At 49.1% G+C, this 17,830-nt stretch carries 17 protein-coding genes; 15 read left to right on the top strand and 2 right to left on the bottom strand.

Annotated elements, in window-relative coordinates:
- Nucleotides 1-28: 28 nt before the first annotated feature.
- Together MCG46_RS10825 and MCG46_RS10820 are read right to left on the bottom strand one after the other, a co-directional pair.
- Nucleotides 29-646: a DUF47 domain-containing protein gene (locus tag MCG46_RS10825; protein ID WP_240280018.1), complete on the bottom strand. Its 618-nt coding sequence runs from the start codon at nucleotides 644-646 to the stop codon at nucleotides 29-31.
- Between the two features lie 15 nt (nucleotides 647-661).
- Nucleotides 662-1,714 (bottom strand): inorganic phosphate transporter, encoded by a 1,053-nt coding sequence (locus MCG46_RS10820; RefSeq protein ID WP_240280017.1) that lies wholly within the window; start codon nucleotides 1,712-1,714, stop codon nucleotides 662-664.
- Nucleotides 1,715-1,939: 225 nt separating this feature from the next.
- Between MCG46_RS10820 and MCG46_RS10815 the strand changes: the two genes are divergently transcribed.
- The 15 genes from MCG46_RS10815 (at nucleotide 1,940) to MCG46_RS10745 (ending at nucleotide 17,799) form a co-directional block, all read left to right on the top strand.
- Complete coding sequence (locus MCG46_RS10815) at nucleotides 1,940-2,728, top strand: zinc dependent phospholipase C family protein (protein WP_240280016.1); 789 nt, start codon at nucleotides 1,940-1,942, stop codon at nucleotides 2,726-2,728.
- Between the two features lie 23 nt (nucleotides 2,729-2,751).
- Complete coding sequence (locus MCG46_RS10810) at nucleotides 2,752-3,990, top strand: MFS transporter (protein WP_240280015.1); 1,239 nt, start codon at nucleotides 2,752-2,754, stop codon at nucleotides 3,988-3,990.
- Nucleotides 3,991-4,668: 678 nt separating this feature from the next.
- On the top strand, nucleotides 4,669-5,982 hold the full coding sequence (locus tag MCG46_RS10805; protein WP_240280014.1) for an HlyC/CorC family transporter: 1,314 nt from the start codon (nucleotides 4,669-4,671) through the stop codon (nucleotides 5,980-5,982).
- Nucleotides 5,983-6,138: 156 nt separating this feature from the next.
- Nucleotides 6,139-7,104, top strand: a complete 966-nt coding sequence (locus MCG46_RS10800; RefSeq protein ID WP_240280013.1) for a nucleoside hydrolase — start codon at nucleotides 6,139-6,141, stop codon at nucleotides 7,102-7,104.
- A 150-nt stretch (nucleotides 7,105-7,254) separates the two neighbouring features.
- The gene (locus MCG46_RS10795; RefSeq protein ID WP_240280012.1) at nucleotides 7,255-8,400 is read left to right on the top strand and encodes an amidohydrolase; all 1,146 of its coding nucleotides are present in this window, start codon (nucleotides 7,255-7,257) and stop codon (nucleotides 8,398-8,400) included.
- A gap of 3 nt (nucleotides 8,401-8,403) precedes the next feature.
- Entirely contained in the window at nucleotides 8,404-9,549 is a 1,146-nt protein-coding gene (locus tag MCG46_RS10790) for an amidohydrolase (RefSeq protein ID WP_240280011.1), read from the top strand.
- A 195-nt stretch (nucleotides 9,550-9,744) separates the two neighbouring features.
- Nucleotides 9,745-10,584, top strand: a complete 840-nt coding sequence (locus tag MCG46_RS10785; RefSeq protein ID WP_240280010.1) for an HAD-IIB family hydrolase — start codon at nucleotides 9,745-9,747, stop codon at nucleotides 10,582-10,584.
- Nucleotides 10,571-10,759 carry a hypothetical protein gene (locus tag MCG46_RS10780; protein ID WP_240280009.1) on the top strand — a complete coding sequence of 63 codons (189 nt, stop codon included), beginning with the start codon at nucleotides 10,571-10,573 and terminating at the stop codon, nucleotides 10,757-10,759. Before MCG46_RS10785 ends, MCG46_RS10780 begins: the two co-directional genes overlap by 14 nt.
- A 142-nt stretch (nucleotides 10,760-10,901) precedes the next feature.
- The gene (locus tag MCG46_RS10775; protein ID WP_240280008.1) at nucleotides 10,902-11,387 is read left to right on the top strand and encodes a hypothetical protein; all 486 of its coding nucleotides are present in this window, start codon (nucleotides 10,902-10,904) and stop codon (nucleotides 11,385-11,387) included.
- Nucleotides 11,369-12,055 carry a RadC family protein gene (gene radC / locus MCG46_RS10770; protein WP_240280007.1) on the top strand — a complete coding sequence of 229 codons (687 nt, stop codon included), beginning with the start codon at nucleotides 11,369-11,371 and terminating at the stop codon, nucleotides 12,053-12,055. The genes MCG46_RS10775 and radC overlap by 19 nt, the downstream gene beginning before the upstream one ends.
- Before the next feature lie 41 nt (nucleotides 12,056-12,096).
- Nucleotides 12,097-12,945, top strand: coding sequence for a rod shape-determining protein MreC (mreC, locus tag MCG46_RS10765; RefSeq protein WP_240280006.1), 849 nt, complete (start codon nucleotides 12,097-12,099; stop codon nucleotides 12,943-12,945).
- Nucleotides 12,942-13,490: a hypothetical protein gene (locus MCG46_RS10760; RefSeq protein WP_020223747.1), complete on the top strand. Its 549-nt coding sequence runs from the start codon at nucleotides 12,942-12,944 to the stop codon at nucleotides 13,488-13,490. The genes mreC and MCG46_RS10760 overlap by 4 nt, the downstream gene beginning before the upstream one ends.
- Entirely contained in the window at nucleotides 13,472-14,050 is a 579-nt protein-coding gene (locus MCG46_RS10755) for a hypothetical protein (RefSeq protein ID WP_240280005.1), read from the top strand. The genes MCG46_RS10760 and MCG46_RS10755 overlap by 19 nt, the downstream gene beginning before the upstream one ends.
- Nucleotides 14,038-14,814, top strand: coding sequence for a septum site-determining protein MinD (gene minD / locus MCG46_RS10750; protein WP_240280004.1), 777 nt, complete (start codon nucleotides 14,038-14,040; stop codon nucleotides 14,812-14,814). Before MCG46_RS10755 ends, minD begins: the two co-directional genes overlap by 13 nt.
- Before the next feature lie 234 nt (nucleotides 14,815-15,048).
- On the top strand, nucleotides 15,049-17,799 hold the full coding sequence (locus MCG46_RS10745; RefSeq protein WP_240280003.1) for a heavy metal translocating P-type ATPase: 2,751 nt from the start codon (nucleotides 15,049-15,051) through the stop codon (nucleotides 17,797-17,799).
- The last annotated feature ends 31 nt before the right edge of the window (nucleotides 17,800-17,830 follow it).

The following is a 17,830-nucleotide window of genomic DNA, read 5'->3' as shown; positions in this document are numbered from 1 at the left end:
CCTGATGAATTCGGAATTTGAGTTTTTTTTAGGAGTTGTTGAGGACCGCCCGGCTGAGTGCCTTGGCAACATCCTCGCAGCGGTCGCAGCATTTTTCAAGCCGCTCATAAATTTCCATCCAGACCATAATGGCCAGGGAATCCTGCGGAGTTGAAAACAGTTCATGCATGGTTTCGGCATAGAGCTGATCGCCTTTTTCTTCAAGCTCGTTGATATGGGTGATCAAACTGTCCAGTGTCGATGATTTCTTGAAATGTCTAAATTCCTGCAGGGCTTCCACCAAAGTCTGAATGCATTCGATAATCAGATCACAGAATACAACCGCCGGAACGTCGATCTGATGAATATTATACATATACAGCCGGATGACGACATCCTCGATCGCATCGGTCAGATCGTCGATGACATCAGCCAGCTCCATGATATCCTCCCGTTCAATCGGCGGTAAAAATTCCCGGATCAGCTGATTTGTCAGCTGATGCTTGAGCGTATCCGCGCTGTGTTCAACGGTATGAATCTGCGCCATCCGTTCTTTCAGCACGGATGAATCATAGGTTTCCAATGTTTCTTTTAAGAGTTCCCCAGCTTTCAGGGAATGCTGGCCCATTTCTAAAAAGGCCTGGAAATAATCAAATTGTCTGCCCATAAATGACTCCTTTCATTAAAAAAGAATGAAAAATAATTTGGCCATCAGAAAGCCGATCAGTCCGCAGCCGGGGAAGGTCAGAATCCAGGTCATCACCATATCTTTGACAACACCCCAATTCACATTGGACAAACGCCGGGCTGCCCCGACGCCCATGATCGCCGTGGTTTTGGTATGCGTGGTACTGACGGGGATCCCGGTCAATGAGGAAAGCAATAGACACAGCGCGGCTGCGGTATCCGCCGCAAAGCCTTGATATTTTTCCAGCCGTACCATATCCATGCCGACGGATTTAATGATTCGATAACCACCGATACTGGTGCCCAATCCCATGACGGCAGAGCACAGAATCATGAGCCAGAGCGGGATCACAAAGCTTTCGACATGCGCCTGTCCCTGTGTCAGAAAGACGCCGAGCAGAAAGACACCCATGAATTTCTGACCATCCTGAGCGCCGTGCATAAAGGCCATTGCCGCGCCGCCGCTGATCTGGGCATAGCGGAAAAAGGTGTTGGTCCGCCGCCGATCCCGTCTGCGGCAAACGATCTCAACCAGCTTCACACAGAACCATCCCAAGCCAAATCCCAAAAGCGTAGAGAGAACCAGACCATAGATAACCTTGATCCACTCGGCGCCATTTATGCCAGCCAGTCCGCCATGCAAGGCGATCGCAGCACCGGAAAGACCGGCGATCAAAGCGTGACTTTCACTGGTCGGAATGCCGTATTTCCAAGCCAGCACCGCCCAGCTGACAATCGCAAACAACGCCGCGCATAAGGCGATCAATGCCTGCTGCGGATCGGAACCGAAATCCGCGATGTTGTAAATGGTCTGAGCAACCGTGGCGTTGATCATCGTCATGAACAACACGCCTAAAAAATTGAAAACGGCAGCCATGAGCACAGCGCTGCGGGCCGACATCGACCGTGTTGAAACACAGGTCGCAATCGCATTGGGAGCGTCAGTCCAGCCATTGACCAGAATTACGCCGATGGTTAAGATCACCGTGATGAGTAAGGGCAGGCTGTGGGTGAGCTGCTGCAGAAAATCAATCAATGAAATGCTCATCCTGGACTCCTTTCTAAGTTAATTTCATTGTAGCATTTCTTGGGTGTTCGCAACAGAAAAACTTCGTGATCAAAACAAGTTGTTTCCCAAACCCTGCCTTCTGAGGAATAAGTCTGCTGGGAAGCGGGCTGTAATGTTCGATTTAGGCTGCGTTTCACAGAAAAGAAACAGTGCGGATCCCCGATCCATGCTATAATAAAGTCGAAAAATGTCAGGGGGAGAATTATGCCGGCAACTTATACTCATGCCGTTTATGGGCAGCAGGTTTTCAATCAGCTGGAGCCTGCGCTCAGGGAACGGATTCATTGCCATAGAGATTGCTACAACATCGGTCTGCATGGGCCGGATCTGCTTTTCTTTTACAAACCACTGAGTCAGGCCCCGATTAAAAAGCGTGGTTATGCGATGCATCACGAACCGGGACGGCCGTTTTTTGAACAGGCCCGCGCAAGAATTCGCCAGAGTTCAGATCCGGAAGCAGCGTTGGCGTACACGCTGGGGTTCATCAATCATTTCGTACTGGACAGCCTGAATCATCCGGCGATTTTTGCCTTTCAGGAAGAAACCGGCTTGAGTCACAGCGAGATTGAATCGGAATGGGATCGGGCGCTGATGGTTGCCCAGGGAAAGGATCCGCTGCGTACCCGGTCGACTGAACATCTGCGGATTTCTAAAAAAAGCTGTGAAGTGATCGCTCCTTTTTTCGATGTGCAGCCGCATGAGATTGAGAAGTCGCTGAAAACGATGATCGGCTTGCTGGATCTGTTCGTTGCGCCTGGTACGGTGAAGCGTAATTTCATTTTAGGAGTAATGCAGCTGGTCGGCGTGCGTAAAAGTGAAGGCGGATTGATCATCAATCGCCAGCCTAATCCGCAGTGTGCTGAATTTATCAGCCAACGTGTAGCCGGAATGGAGGAAGCTGTTGCGCTGTCCGTGCGGCTGATTCATGAATACATCGCCGACTTGAATACCGATAAGCCGCTGGATCCGTGGTATGATGAAGACTACGAGTAAAAAAAGGAATGATGGGGGACAACATGGAAAATAAGAAACTGACAGCCTTGGAAAAACAATGGATTCTCTACGACGTCGGCAATTCTGCCTTTATTCTGCTGGTCGCAACGATCATGCCGATCTATTTCAACTCGCTGTGTCAAAGCGCCGGTATCGCGGAGGTTGATTATCTGGCGTATTGGGGATATGCAGCTTCAGTTTCAACGCTGATCGTCGCTTTAAGCGGCCCGGTATTGGGAACGCTGGCCGATTATCAGGGATTAAAGAAAAAGATATTTGCGCTGTGCGTGATGGTTGGGGTCTGCGCTCTGGCGGCGCTGTGGATTCCGACTTCATGGAAAGTGTTCTTAGTTTTGTTTATCGTAGCGAAGGTGGGATATTCAGCTAGTTTGATCTTCTATGATTCAATGCTTTCCGACATCACGACGCCGGAGCGGATGGATCGGGTATCTTCTCATGGTTATGCCTGGGGGTATATCGGCAGCTGTATTCCATTTGTCGTCAGTCTGGTCTTCGTCTTGTTTTATGAACAGTTTTCGATGACGATCATGACGGCGATGATCCTGGCGTTTCTGATCAACGCGCTGTGGTGGCTGGGCTGTACGCTGCCGTTATTGAAAAACTACCGTCAGAAGTATTATGTAACGGACAATCATCAGGATAAGATCCGCGGCAGTTTCCGGCGGCTGGCCGATTCGTTTAAAAAGATCCGCAAGCACCGTAAAATCTTTCTGTTTCTGATCGCGTTCTTCTTTTACATCGACGGCGTTTATACCATCATCGACATGGCAACGGCCTATGGCAGTGCGTTGGGCTTGGATACGCAGGGACTGCTGGTCGCTTTGTTGGTGACGCAGATCGTTGCTTTTCCCAGCGCGCTGGTCTTTGCCTCACTGGCCCGCAAAATCAACAATGCGAAGCTGATTCAGATCTGCATTTTGGCCTATACCGGCATCGCGATCTTTGCCATTCAGCTGGATAAGCAATGGGAGTTCTGGGTGCTGGCTGTCTGTGTCGGTTTGTTTCAGGGCGGCATTCAGGCACTGTCCCGGTCTTATTTCGCTCAGATTATTCCGCCGGAAAATGCCGGGGAGTTCTTCGGTTTATTTGATATCTGCGGCAAAGGGGCAGCTTTTCTGGGCACCGCCCTGGTCAGCGTGACAGCACAGATTTCCGGCAGTGCCAACGGTGCGATTGCCATCCTTGCGGTCATGTTCGTCATTGGACTGGTTTTGTTCAATCGGGCGCTGCGGACAGAATAAACTAAAAACGATGGGCGGTCCCATCGTTTTCTTCACTTCATTATGAATTTGTCTGATCAAGAGTTTATTTCCTTTTAAAAGGGCGCTTCAGCAAGAAGGGCCAGGAACTTAGAAATGAAACAGCTGATGTAAAAAGCCATAAGAATTGCCCAGGAAGTAGCAAATCAGAAATAAGATCAGACAACTGGGAATCAGGACCAGCATCAGATTTTTTACATTAAGAGGTCGATGTTTGACCATGACAAATCCCTCCTGTCTATGCTCTTATTGTACTCCAATCTTTTCTTTTTATCCTTTAAGACTTCGTAAAGAAAAATAAAGGATTTATGAAGAAAATGATAAAAAGCACATCGGTTTGACGTCACCGCCGTCACATCCTTGGTAAACATGGGCGGTGAAGCGCCCAGAAAACGCGCAGATAAAGGCTTTTTCATCATTTTTTTAGTGCCTGCCATTGCGTGAAGAATAAGATCATGTTATAATTCAGATTAGAATTTTTGAAAGGATGTGTTTTCGTTGGACGATTCGCCCCACCCCATGGTTAATTTAGGGTACCTGCCGTCTCCGCTCTGGATGAAATTATCAAGAATTAGAATGTTCATCCGGTATCATGTTATCCGATTCTGAGAGTAGTTCACTGAAACTGACAGATCAAGATAAATAAAGGAGAGAGGTAAGATGAGTAATACGATGACGCTGATTGGAGTATTGGCAGTCTTGGTTTTATGTTCGAGTTTTTTCTCGGCGACCGAAACGGCTTATTCCAGTATCAATAGAATAAAATTAAAAAACATGGCTTCGGCCGGCAGCCGTAAGGCGCAGAAGGCACTGGAGCTGGCTGAGGGATACGACCGATTGTTATCCACGATTCTGGTCGGCAACAACGTGGTCAATATTTTGGCTTCGTCTCTGGCGACAGTTTTGTTCGTGCAGAATTTAGGCTTTGGTGATACCGGAGTCAGTCTTTCGACGGCAGTCATGACGGTGGTGATTCTGATCTTTGGCGAGATCTCACCGAAAAGCATTGCCAAGGAAAGTCCAGAGAAGTTTGCGATGGCGGTAGCCGGAGTGATCGGATTCATTCAGACGCTGTTGACGCCGATCAATTTCCTGTTCAGTTTATGGAAAAAACTGCTTTCGATGTTGTTTAAAGTCGAAAATGATGATTCAATGACGCAGGAAGAACTGCTGACGATCGTAGAAGAAGCACAGAATGAAGGCGATCTGGAAGCCCATGAAAGCGATCTGATCTGTGCGGCGATTGAATTCAATGATCTGGACGTGAAGGATATTTTAACCCCGCGGGTGGATGTCGTGGCGGTGGATGTGACCGATTCGCTGGATGAGATTGAACTGATGTTCCGCAATAACAATTTTTCACGCCTGCCGGTTTATGAAAACTCGATTGACAACATTGTCGGCGTCATTCATGAAAAAGATTTCTACAATTTATATTACAATCATATGGGAACGTTCAAATCAATCACACAGACGCTGTTATATACAAGTCCGCATGTTAAAATCTCAACCTTGCTTAAACAGCTGCAGAGTTCCAAAACGCACATGGCTGTCGTGCTGGATGAATACGGCGGTACGGCGGGTATCATCACGCTGGAGGATATTTTGGAGGAGCTGGTTGGTGAAATCTATGATGAACACGATCAGGTCAAAGAATACTACAAGGAACTGGATCCCAATACGTATTTGATTGAATGCGATATGGATCTGGACGATATGTTTGAGTTTTTCGGTTTGGAAGATGAGGAAGATTATGACTTCATCACCGTCAGCGGCTGGGTCATTCATGAGCTGGAACGTATTCCAAAGGTCGGAGAGTCGTTCACTTATAAAAATCTTGTTGTGACTGTGACGCAGACGGATGCCCGTAAAGTGATTGAAGTGAAAGTCAGCGTCATCCAGCCTGATCAGGAGGATGAGGATGATGACCACAAGTCGAAGAAGCAAAACGGGATGAAGATGCTTTCCTTTTAGTCCGCTGAATAGTAGAAAAGAGTTAAGCCGGCGCTGCCGGCTTTTTCTTATGCTTCAAGGGAATTCGAGCAGCCTTTCCGTTTGTGAATTCCATGTTCATCTTGCGGCGGCTGTAAATCAAGCATACAATGAAAACAGGAAGAGGAGAAAACTGTGATGAAACTAATCTTGGATTTAGATACTGGCATTGATGATGCCCTGGCGCTGAGCTATGCTTTAGGCGATCCAGCAGCCGAGGTGATCGGCGTGACCTGTACGTATGGCAACGTTGTCCGTGAACAGGCGCTGGAAAATACAGCGACGCTGCTGAAAGTGCTGGGTCGAACGGATATTCCACTTTTTGCCGGACCTGTGCATCCGTTAAATCAAACTGCTTTTGCGCCGACGCCGATGTGCCGCGTTGTGCATGGCGAACATGGTTTCGGCAATGCCCCGACAGATCCGGACGGGATGCTTATTCAGCCTCAGCGTGCTGTCGACTGGATAGCAGAGGCGGCTGATCGGTATGGTTCTGAATTAACCTTGCTGACAGCCGGACCTTTAACAACACTGGCTGAAGTATTGCGCTGCCATCCTGATTTTAAAAATAAAATTGGTAAGGTTGTCTGCATGGCCGGGGCTTTAACGGTTGCGGGCAATGAGACACCGTTTGCGGAAGCTAATGTGCGCGTGGATCCGGAAGCGGCAGCCGAGGTGCTGAGCAGCGGGCTTCCGTTAGTTTTGGTTGGACTGGATGTGACTTTGAAAACATTGTATGATCAGGCACAGATTGACAATCTGCGGCAGTTAAAAACCAAAGCCTCCGACTTGGTGTGCGGTTTAATGCAGTTCTATCTCGATTATTATAAGACGGACCGCCGCCGTTTGGCGGGGTGTCCGCTGCATGATCCACTGGCGGCGGCGGCAGCGCTGCATCCGGAGCTCATCACAACCCTGCCGGTCAATTTGAAGGCCGATCTCGAAGGGGCCGGGCGAGGCCGCACGACTGCGGATTTAAGTCGGCTCAACGATCCGCAGAAGGATCATCACATGGCGATTGACGTCGATGTCCAGCGTTTTCTCAAGCTGTTTACGGCTTCGCTGACACGAACCTTGAGCCGTTGTGAAAAAGCAGAATCATAAAAAATGGGTCAGAAGCCGCCGCAAAGTAAACCTGACTGATGAATCAGCTTAAATGTAACAGGAATGAAAGTGATGAAATTTTGATTTTGTCACTTTCATTTTTTGTAAAATTTTGTATAATGAACCTATTGAAAGAAATGAGGGCGAACTATGATTTGTATTAAAAATGGTTGGGTTCACGACGCGGTTCATGAGGAACCGTATCTTGCGGATGTTCTGGCGGAAAATGGAAAGATCACGGCCATCGGTCAGAATTTAATCGTACCGCAGGATTGTGAGATTATCGACGCTACGGATAAAAATGTCTATCCGGGTTTTGTTGAAGCGCATTGCCACATTGGCCTGGATGGTTCCGGGATCGGCTTTGAAGGGGATGACTGCAATGAAATGACAGATATCCTGACTCCACAGCTGCGGGCGATCGACGGCATCAATCCGATGGATCCGACGTTCCGCGAGGCGGCGTTGGCCGGCATTACGACGGTCTGTACGGGTCCGGGCAGCGCTAACGTTTTGGGCGGCACCTTTACCGCGATCAAGACGGTTGGCAAGCGTGTTGACAAGATGATCGTAAAGAAGGAAGTCGCGATGAAATGTGCTTTCGGTGAAAATCCGAAGCGCTGCTACAAAGATAAAAATAACTACTCCCGGATGTCGACAGCGTCAAAACTGCGGGAAATGCTTTTAAAGGCAAAGGAATATGACCGCAAGGTAACAGCCGCGGCTGAGGATGAATCCAAGCTGCCGCCGCTGGATGTGAAATTGGAGGCGCTGCGTCCGGTTCTGCACTGCGAGCTGCCGTTAAAAGCCCATGCGCATCAGGCCAATGATATTTTTACAGCACTGCGGATTGCGCAGGAGTTCAATGTTAAACTGACGCTGGAACATGTGACGGAAGGCCATCTGATCGTAGATGAACTGAAGGATGAGCCGGTACCGATGGCTGTCGGACCGTCCCTGACCCATGCCAGCAAGTTTGAGCTGCGCAACAAAACCTTTGAAACGCCGGGAATTTTGGCGGCTGCGGGCTGTCAGGTATCGATCATCACGGATTCTCCAGTCATTCCGCAGCAGTATCTGCCGCTGTGTGCCGGACTGGCAATCAAATCCGGAATGAAGGAATGGGATGCATTAAAAGCGATTACGATCAATGCCGCGAAGCATATCGGAATTGAAGACCGCGTTGGATCCCTGGAAATCGGCAAGGATGCGGATATTCTGATCATCGAGGGCAGCTGTTTTGAAGTATCCGCCCAGCCGGAAGTCGTCATCATTGATGGAAAGGTCGTGGCTTAAGTCATGCGCCTGATTCAAAACGGTAAGCTTCATACGATGGCCGATCAGGGAACGATCATGGCGGATATCCTGATCGACAACGGCAAGATTGCGGCGATTGGCGAACATCTTGAAGTTCCTTCGGAGTGCGAGGTGATGGATGCTTCCGGATTGGACATCTATCCGGGATTTATTGACTGTCATTGTCATATTGGATTGTATGAGGATGGGATTGGTTTTGAGGGCAACGATACCAACGAATCCACCGATCCGATTACGCCGCAGCTGCGCGGCATTGATGCGATCAATCCGTTTGATCCTTCATTTAAAGAAGCGGTTTGCGCAGGCGTAACGACAATTGGAACGGGTCCGGGCAGCGCGAATGTCGTGGGCGGAACCTTTGCGGCGGTCAAAACGGTCGGCACCTGTGTGGATGAGATGATCGTCAAAGAAGCGGTCGCGATGAAGTGTGCTTTCGGTGAGAATCCGAAGCGCTGTTATCAAGGCAAAAACAACAATACCCGGATGGCGACGGCGGCCAAGCTGCGTGAATTGTTGTTTAAGGCAAACGAATATTCAATGAAGCTCAGCGAGGCTCAGCAGGATCCGGCGAAGCGGCCGGCTTTCGATATGAAGCTGAATGCGATGCTGCCGGTTGTCCGCAAGCAGCTGCCGTTAAAGGCGCATGCTCATCGTGCCGATGATATCTGCACGGCGATTCGGATCGCCAAGGAATTTGATCTCAAACTGACGCTGGAACATGTGACCGAAGGGCAGTTTATTATTCCGCAGCTGCAGGCGGCCAACGTTCCGCTGGCAGTCGGACCGAATCTGCATGCCAACAGTAAGTTTGAAATCCGCAACATGACCTTTACCACCCCGGGGGTATTAAGCAAGGCGGGACTGCAGGTTTCGATCGTCACCGATGCACCGATCGTTCCGTTAAAATATCTGGCCATGTCGGCCGGGTTGGCGGTCAAATCCGGGATGGATCACGAGGAAGCGCTCAAGGCGATTACGATTAATCCGGCAAAGCATTTAGGCATTGAGGATCGGGTTGGTTCATTAGAAGTCGGAAAGGATGCCGACATCGTCATGACGGACGGTGATCCGCTGACAATTTTTACAACGATCCGGCATGTCTTGGTCAATGGTGAGATTGTAGATTGATTTCGTATTTGAAGGTTTAATGAAAACAAGGAGGAATGGGGCAGAATAAAATCATCTGCGGTCATTCCTCTTTATCGTTGGGGACTTCGCGTGCTTAGCAATTTGTGATATAGTAAAAACATAGAAAATTTACACCCTTCGGTTTCTGCAGTCTTAAAAAGCAGGAAAGCAGAGGGGCGGCAAGGAGCGAAGGATATGATCCGAATTTTAGCGTCTGATATTGACAACACATTATTTTCTCATCAAACTTATTCCATTCCTGCGGTGAACCTGGCTGCGGCCGATCAGCTGCGAGAGCAGGGGGTTGAACTCGTGCTGGCCACAGCGCGAATTTATGCCGGGGTTCGGAAATTGGAAGCTCAGCTGCAGATGAAGGAAAAAGGCGGCATGATCATTGCTTCGGCCGGCGCGGAACTGATTGACTGTTTTAGCGGTATCCGGACGGTGCTGCATAGTTTAAGCGCTGAACAGATTCAAATGCTGAAACAGTTTTCCGATGCCCATTCCGGGGTAACCCTGGCGGTTCAGCAGGAAGATCTGATGGTGGCCGACGGCTATGATGCTTCGCTTGACAGTGACCGCACGATTGTCGGCATAGATTTCCTTGTGGTCGGCTCGGATTTCTTTTCATATATCCAAAAACCCGCATGCATGGCAGGATTGACGGGAGATCCTGATCAATTAGATGAAATTGAAGCGGCGGCGCGCAGAACGCTCCGTGATGTGACGCTGACTCGTTCCGGCCCGGGTTTTCTGGATATTACACCGCAGGGCGTACATAAAGCGCTGACTTTGAAGCTGCTGTGCGAAAAACGCGACATCCCGCTTAAGGAACTGGCGGCGATCGGGGACGGCAACAATGATCGGGAGATGTTGGCGGAAGCCGGCTTGTCGTTTGCGCCCAATAACGCTGTGGAGGCGGTTAAAACGCAGGTGGATCATCTTGTCGGCAGCTGTGAGGAGGGAGCTTTTGCCCAAGCTGTCGCGATGATCCTGAAACAAAATGAAAAGGAACAAAATCATGGAACGTTATAAGGCGATAAAGCGGCTGGCGGTCCTCAGCGCAGAATTGATCGAACAGGTTCAGTTTGAAGATCATCAAGGCCACGCAGAGAAAATTGAGCCGCTTTTGGCCCAGATTATCACTTTGGCCTTCGCGGCTTCAGAAGATCCTGAAGCCTTAAAAACAAGTCTGTTTTGTAAAAAATAAAGGAAAAAGGAGAAAAACAAGAAAAAATCTCCTTTTTTGGTTTTTTAGACAGGCAAAATCAAATTTTCAGCGAATATTGTAAGTGAGCAGTCTGACTGAACCGCTTGACTTTTTCATAGGCTGATACCAGAGGTGAAGCCAAATGAAAAAAAGTTCAATCGTAACCATGATGGCCGTACTGTTGTCGCTGGGCTTCTGCGTTCTGTATTTTGGCTTGTTTGCCCGGATCAGTGAAACAAGTTCAGCTCCCCAAGATGCTCTGGAAGTCACGGTCACGCCAAGCGCGGAACCTGCGGCGCCGGTCAATGCGGACAATGATCCTGTTTCCACTTCGACCCTGAGCTGGATTCAAGCCGGGGTATTTGCCCAGGAAAGCTCAGTTCGTGAGCTGACGGCATTTTTAGAGCAGGATGGGTTTACGCCCGTTGTTTATCCACGGGATCAATACCAGATTGTCGCCGTGGGAATGAGCCTGGATCCACAGGTGACCCGGCAATGCAAACAGCGGATGATTGATCTGGATTACGAATGGATGGAACGTTCATGCACGCTGAATGAAACGCAGCGTCAACAGCTGGAAGAAGGTCAGACTGCCGTTGTATTGGAGGGATGTACATCACAACCGTAAGAGAAATGCCCTGTGAAGAACGGCCGCGGGAAAAAGCACTGCAGCAGGGAATTGAGCATTGTTCCAACAAAGAAATATTGGCGCTGATCCTGCGCAGCGGTGTTCCCGGAACTTCCAGTCTGATGATCGCCGAGGAATTGCTGCACCGGAGTCAGGGTGTCGCAGGGCTGTCCCGTTTGACGCTGAAAGAATTGATGCAGATCAAAGGGATCAGTCAGGTTCGCGGCTTGGAAATTTTAGCTTGTTTTGAACTGGCGCGGCGGATCAGTGAAGAACGAACCCGTGATATCGACGTAGTTTCCAATCCCGAAGCCTTGATGGGCTGGCTAGGCCGGGAGATCGGCGGAAAGCAGCAGGAACATTTTTTAGCGATCTATCTCGACGCAAAAAATCACATTTTGGAACACCGGCTGTTGTTCAAGGGAACCCTGGATGCCAGTATTGTTCATCCTCGCGAGGTGTTCAAAGAAGCCTTGTTGGCGTCAGCCTGCCGTATTTTAGTCGTCCACAATCATCCATCGCAGGATCTGACTCCCAGCATGGCAGATCGCATTATCACACAGCGGTTAAAAGAAACTGGCGAACTGATTGGAATTGAGTTGCTGGATCATTTAATCGTCAGTACTACCCAGTATTTCAGCTTTCGCGCACATGGATTATTAGATTGAAGTTCGGGATCAATCACCGTATAATAGACGCAGGTGATAAAATGAAATTGAATCGTTTTCAAAAAATACTGCTTTGGCTGATCGGCATTACCGTTTCGCTTTCCTTGATTTTGAACGTTGTCAGCGTCACAACGCCATTCAGCGAAATCAGCCGGCAGGGGTATAACGCTTTTTCCATGATTAAATACTCATTGATTGATTATCCGGTAACGACGGTGACGGATTTCTTTACTTCTTTCTCCCGACTGTGGCAGGTCCGTCAGGAAAATGATCTGCTTCGGACGCAAGTTGATCAGATCGCCTCACTGCAGGCACAGCTTGCGGAATCGCAGCGGCAGATTGAAGAGTTAAAACAGATCGCCGAATTAAAGACGATCGTTTCCGATTACGATCTGATTCCTTCGACTGTTTTGTCCCGCTCTCAGGAAGCATGGAATAATCTGTTGACTTTGGATGTAGGCAGTGCCGATGGGGTTGGCTTAAACTATGCCGTGATTACGCCCAAGGGATTGATCGGCAAAGTAACGAAGGTTACTGAACATACGTCAACGGTCAAGCTCATTACGGCTGAGGATGGCTTAAATAAAGTGTCCGTAAAGATTGAAATCGGCGAAGGCAAGACAGTTGACGCAATTTTGGAAAAGTATGACAGCAATGAACAAGGTTTTGTTGTCAAATTACTCAACTCGGGAGCGACGGTGACTGAACAGATGCGCGTTGTCACCAGCGGTATGGGTGAAGTCTTTCCGTCCGGTTTGTTAGTCGGCAACGTCAGCAAGGTTGAAGAGTTAAGCAATGCCGTCGGCATGAATATTTATGTCAGCCCGGCCGCGGATTTCCAATCGTTTAATTATGTCTGCGTCGTTCGCCGCCAGGGGGCAGCGCAGTGATTTACGAAGCAGCGTTTATCGGCTTATGTTTGGCTGCCGATATGATTCTGACAGCGTTGTTTCCGTTTGACTTTGCTTTGATTCATTCCGTCTTTATTCCCAGTATGGGCTTTTGTGCCCTGATGCTGACAGTGCGGCAGAAAAATCTGCTTGATTCGTTGTTCACAGCGTTTCTCGCAGGGTTGGTTTTTGATTTTCTGAGCGGCGATCACTTCATGCTCAGTACCTTGGTCTGCCTGGCGTGTGCCTTTCTTATTCACATTTGGAGCAAACATATCAGTTCTTCGTTATTAGAACTGATGATTCTCTTACTTTCGATCATTTTCGTCAAAGAGCTTCTGATATACTTCTACATGACCGCAAGCAATCTGTCGGCGATGTCTCTAATGACATGGCTGAGCAAGCGTTTGGTGACGACTTTAGTCGGCAATCTGGCGCCGCTTCTGCTTGTGATCTGGATGAATGATCAGCGGCAGACCCTGCAGATTCGGCGGGAGTCCATCCGCAGAAAAGGGGAGAAGCTCAGATGGGAACAGTTAAAATAATCGGACAGAACTCCGGACTCACAATTCGCATGGAATGCCATCATTGGCAGGATCAGGCAGTGGAGCTGGAGGCTAAGCTTCGGCTGCTGCAGACCCGCAATGGTCATCCAGCCGAAGTTTTTTTTGACAGCGATCCCGGCGCAGAACGGTTAAAACAACTGTTTGAAATCCTGCAGGCAACCGGCTGTGTATGCCGGGGGATTTACATTCAGAAAAAACCGGCGGCCCAGGGAGCGCTCAGTTTGATTCGCGAACCTTTGCGGGCTGGCGAGGTGATCCAGTTGGAAGGCGCTGCGGTTTTATTTCATGATGTACGCCAGCCGATTCAGATTGAAATGCGCGGCGGCGGTCCGTTAATTGTACTGGGCACTGTAGCCGGTCAGATCCGACTTTTTGATCCAGCGTGTCAGCTGATCGCGCTGGGACTGGATCATGCCCGCATCAAGATTTCAGACAGCGACTGGCAGATTATGACAAATTTCGCGAAAGTCTGTGTGTATTATGAGAATCAGAGATGCACAAGTCTATGTTTGAAGGAGGAAGAAGTGTGGCAAGGGTAATCATGATCACCAGCGGCAAGGGCGGCGTCGGCAAAACGACAGTCTGCGCCAACCTCGGCATCGCGCTGGCGTCATTAGGCAAAAAAGTATGTATGATCGACATGGATCTGGGTTTGAAAAATCTGGACGTGATGATGGGCTTGGAAAACCGTGTGTTTTATGATTTAAAGGATGCGGTTGAAGGCCGATGTCCACTAGGCCGGGCGATGATTCAGGATAAGCGCTGTGAAAATCTTTATCTGATGGCAGCCTGCCGAACCGTGAATATCGGAAGGCTGAAACTGGAAGATCTGACGACAGTGGTCGATCAGCTGCGGGATCAGTTTGATTTTATTCTGCTGGATTCGCCGGCGGGCATCGAGCGGGGCTTTCAATATGCGATGTGCTGCGCTGATGAAGCGCTGGTCGTTGTGAATCTGGATATCGCGGCTTTGCAGGACAGCGACCGCGTGATCGGCATTTTATTGAAGGAAGGCAAGACGACGATTCGGCTCGTAATGAACCGTGTTAATCCGCGTTATATTGAAAAAGGAATTTCCTTAAGCGTCAAGGAAGCCGCCGATTGGCTGGGCTTGGAGGTTATCGGGTTGGTTTATGAGGATGAAAATCTGATCGCCTGCAACAACCGCGGCATACCGATGGCATTGAAGCGCAGCTCAATCACTTCGCAATGCTATACCGTTATCGCTCAGCGCCTGCTGGGAGAAAAAGCAGCACTGCCGAAATTCAAGGAAAAGAATATTATTCAGAAACTGTTTGGTTAAGGATCGCTGCGGCGATCTTTTTTCATTTTTCATATAAAAGGGGGAAGCATAATAAGTGTAAGCAAAAAAATCACAAAAAATATTTTTGCCTATTTACAATCGAATCTCAGTAGTCTATAATGTGAACAGAAAACATATGAACACATGTTCATATATAACAGAATCTCTGTTGCGTTTTCATCAGCCCTGTTCCTTGTCAAGGAACATCCAACACGAAAGCTGGAGGAAAAAACTATGAAAACAGAAGTGTATGCGCTGCCTGAACTGGATTGCCCGAATTGTGCGATGAAGGTGGAACGCCAGGTTGGCAAAATTAAAGGCTTGAATGAAGTTACTGTTGACTTTGTTCACAAAAAGATGATTGTTGAGTTTGAAGGCGACTCTAAAAAAGAACAGATTATTCAAGCGGTGAAGAAGGCTGAGCCGGATATCAACGTCGTTGAAATAACCGACGGCAAAGATAGGGTAAGATCCAATGCTCAGACAGAAAATCGTGATCATCACCATGAAGAAGAGTGTGGCTGCGGTCATGAACATCATCACGACCATGCTGATTGCGATGGCAAACACGACCATCACCACCATGAAGAAGGCTGCGGCTGCGGTCATGAACATCATCACGACCATGCTGATTGCGATGACAAACACGACCATCACCACTATGATGAAAGCTGTGGCTGCGGTCATGATCATTACCATGAACATGCCGATTGCGATGACAAACACGAACATCATCACCATGAAAAAGGCTGTGGCTGCGGTCATGAACATCATCACGAACATGCTGATTGCGATGGCGAACATGAACATCACCATCATGAAGAAGGGTGCAGCTGCGGTCATGATCATGAAGAAATTCCAACCGTCGATCACTCTGCGGTAAAAGGCGAGCTGAAACTGCGTCTGGCAGGATTGGACTGTGCCAACTGTGCAGCTAAAATCGAGCGCGCAGTCAATGCCATGCCGGAGGTCGAAGAAGCTTCGGTCACATTCTCAACGGAAACGTTGCTGGTTGATGCCAAACCTTCCTCTGACCGTGAGGCCTTGATTGAAGCGATTACAGCTGTCGTGAAGAAACTGGAACCGGAAGTTGCGGTGGTAGAGATGAAAACGGGAACGAAACAACCAGAACCTGAAGTCAAGCCGCAAAGCTTCTTCCGGCAAAATGCCAAGCTGTTGATCGGAATTGGATTTTTCATCGCAGGAATTATCCTGCAGGCGGAAAGCTATGTCTTCATCCTCTTTTTAATCAGCTTCCTGCTGATCGGCGGGGAAGTGGTATATAGTGCTATTCGCAACGTACTTCAGGGAGAATGGTTTGATGAAACCTTCTTGATGAGCGTGGCGACGATCGGAGCTTTTGCGATCGGAGATTACAAGGAAGGCGTTGCGGTCATGCTTTTCTACCAGATCGGCGAATTGTTCCAGTCCTACGCTGTCAACCGATCCCGCAAATCCATCGGTTCGTTAATGAATATCCGGGCTGAGTATGCGACGGTTGTGCGGAATGGAAAAGAAATGCGGGTTGATCCGGAAAACGTGATGATCGGCGAGATGATCTTAATCAAGCCGGGTGAGCGGGTTCCGCTGGACGGCATTCTGACGGAAGGGGAAACGTCCCTGGATACCTCTGCCCTGACGGGGGAAAGTCTGCCGCGGGATGCGCAGAGCGGCGATGAGATTCTGGCAGGCATGGTCAATCTCAGCGGTGTTGTTCAAGTGAAAGTCACAAAAGAATTTGGCGAATCTACAGTTTCACGGATTCTTGAACTGGTCGAGAATGCCAGCTCTAAAAAAGCGCCGATTGAGCGCTTCATCACCAAGTTTGCTCGTGTTTATACGCCGACAGTGGTCGTAGCGGCGATTCTTGTCGCTGTGATTCCGCCGTTTCTGCTGCAGATGGGATCGTTTGAAGTCTGGTTGTATCGAGCTCTGACCTTCTTAGTTGTTTCCTGCCCGTGTGCTTTGGTTATTTCCATTCCTCTGGGGCTGTTTGCCGGAATCGGCGGCGCCAGCCGGCAGGGCATTCTGGTCAAGGGCGGAAACTTCTTAGAAATTTTAAAAGACGTCGATACGGTTGTCTTTGATAAGACCGGAACATTAACACAGGGAACTTTTTCCGTCACCCGAATTCAGCCTGTTCATGCGGATGCCGACTCCCTGCTGCAGCTGGCAGCTTATGGGGAAGCCTATTCCAATCATCCAATCGCCCGCTCGATCGTTGCGGCGTATGGCCAACCGATTGACAACCAGGCAATCCGCAACTATAAAGAAATTTCCGGACAGGGTGTTGAGGTTGAAGTCAGCGGTCGGAAGCTGGCACTGGGCAACACAAAACTGATGCAGGCGCAGGGTCTGGATTGTCCAGCCGTGGAAGAAATCGGAACGATCATCCATGTGGCTCAGGAAGGGGAATATCTGGGCTGGCTGGTTATCAGCGACGTGATCAAAAACACCAGCGCTGCTGCGATCAGCCAGCTGAAACAGGCAGGTGTCCGCAATACCGTAATGCTGACCGGTGATAACCGCAAGGTTGCGGAAGCGGTGGCTGCTCAAATCGGTATTGATACTGTCTATGCCCAGCTTTTACCTCAGGATAAAGTTGAACAGGTGGAAACGCTGCTGGCAGCTCAGCCGGAAGGCAAAAAGCTTGCGTTTGTCGGCGATGGCATCAACGATGCGCCGGTTCTGGCGCGGGCGGATCTGGGCGTCGCGATGGGCGGCGTCGGCAGTGATGCAGCGATTGAAGCCGCGGATATCGTTCTGATGAAAGATGATCCGGCAGCGCTGGCGACGGCGATCCAGATTTCCCGCAAGACTCATGCGATTCTGCGTCAGAACATAATTTTCTCTTTAGCGATCAAGATCGGTGTGCTGATTCTGACGCTGTTTGGCAAAAGCAATATGTGGATGGGTGTATTCGCTGACGTGGGAGTAACGCTATTAGCAATTCTCAACTCGATGCGAGCGCTGAAAGTTCAATAAACATGTCAATGTAACCGGCATTTGAAAAAAA

It is taken from the genome of Holdemania massiliensis, from assembly GCF_022440805.1.
Classification (GTDB): Bacteria; Bacillota_I; Bacilli_A; order Erysipelotrichales; family Erysipelotrichaceae; genus Holdemania; species Holdemania massiliensis_A.
The sequence above is the reverse complement of the archived record's forward strand: the minus strand, read 5'-3'. Positions and strand labels throughout refer to the sequence as shown.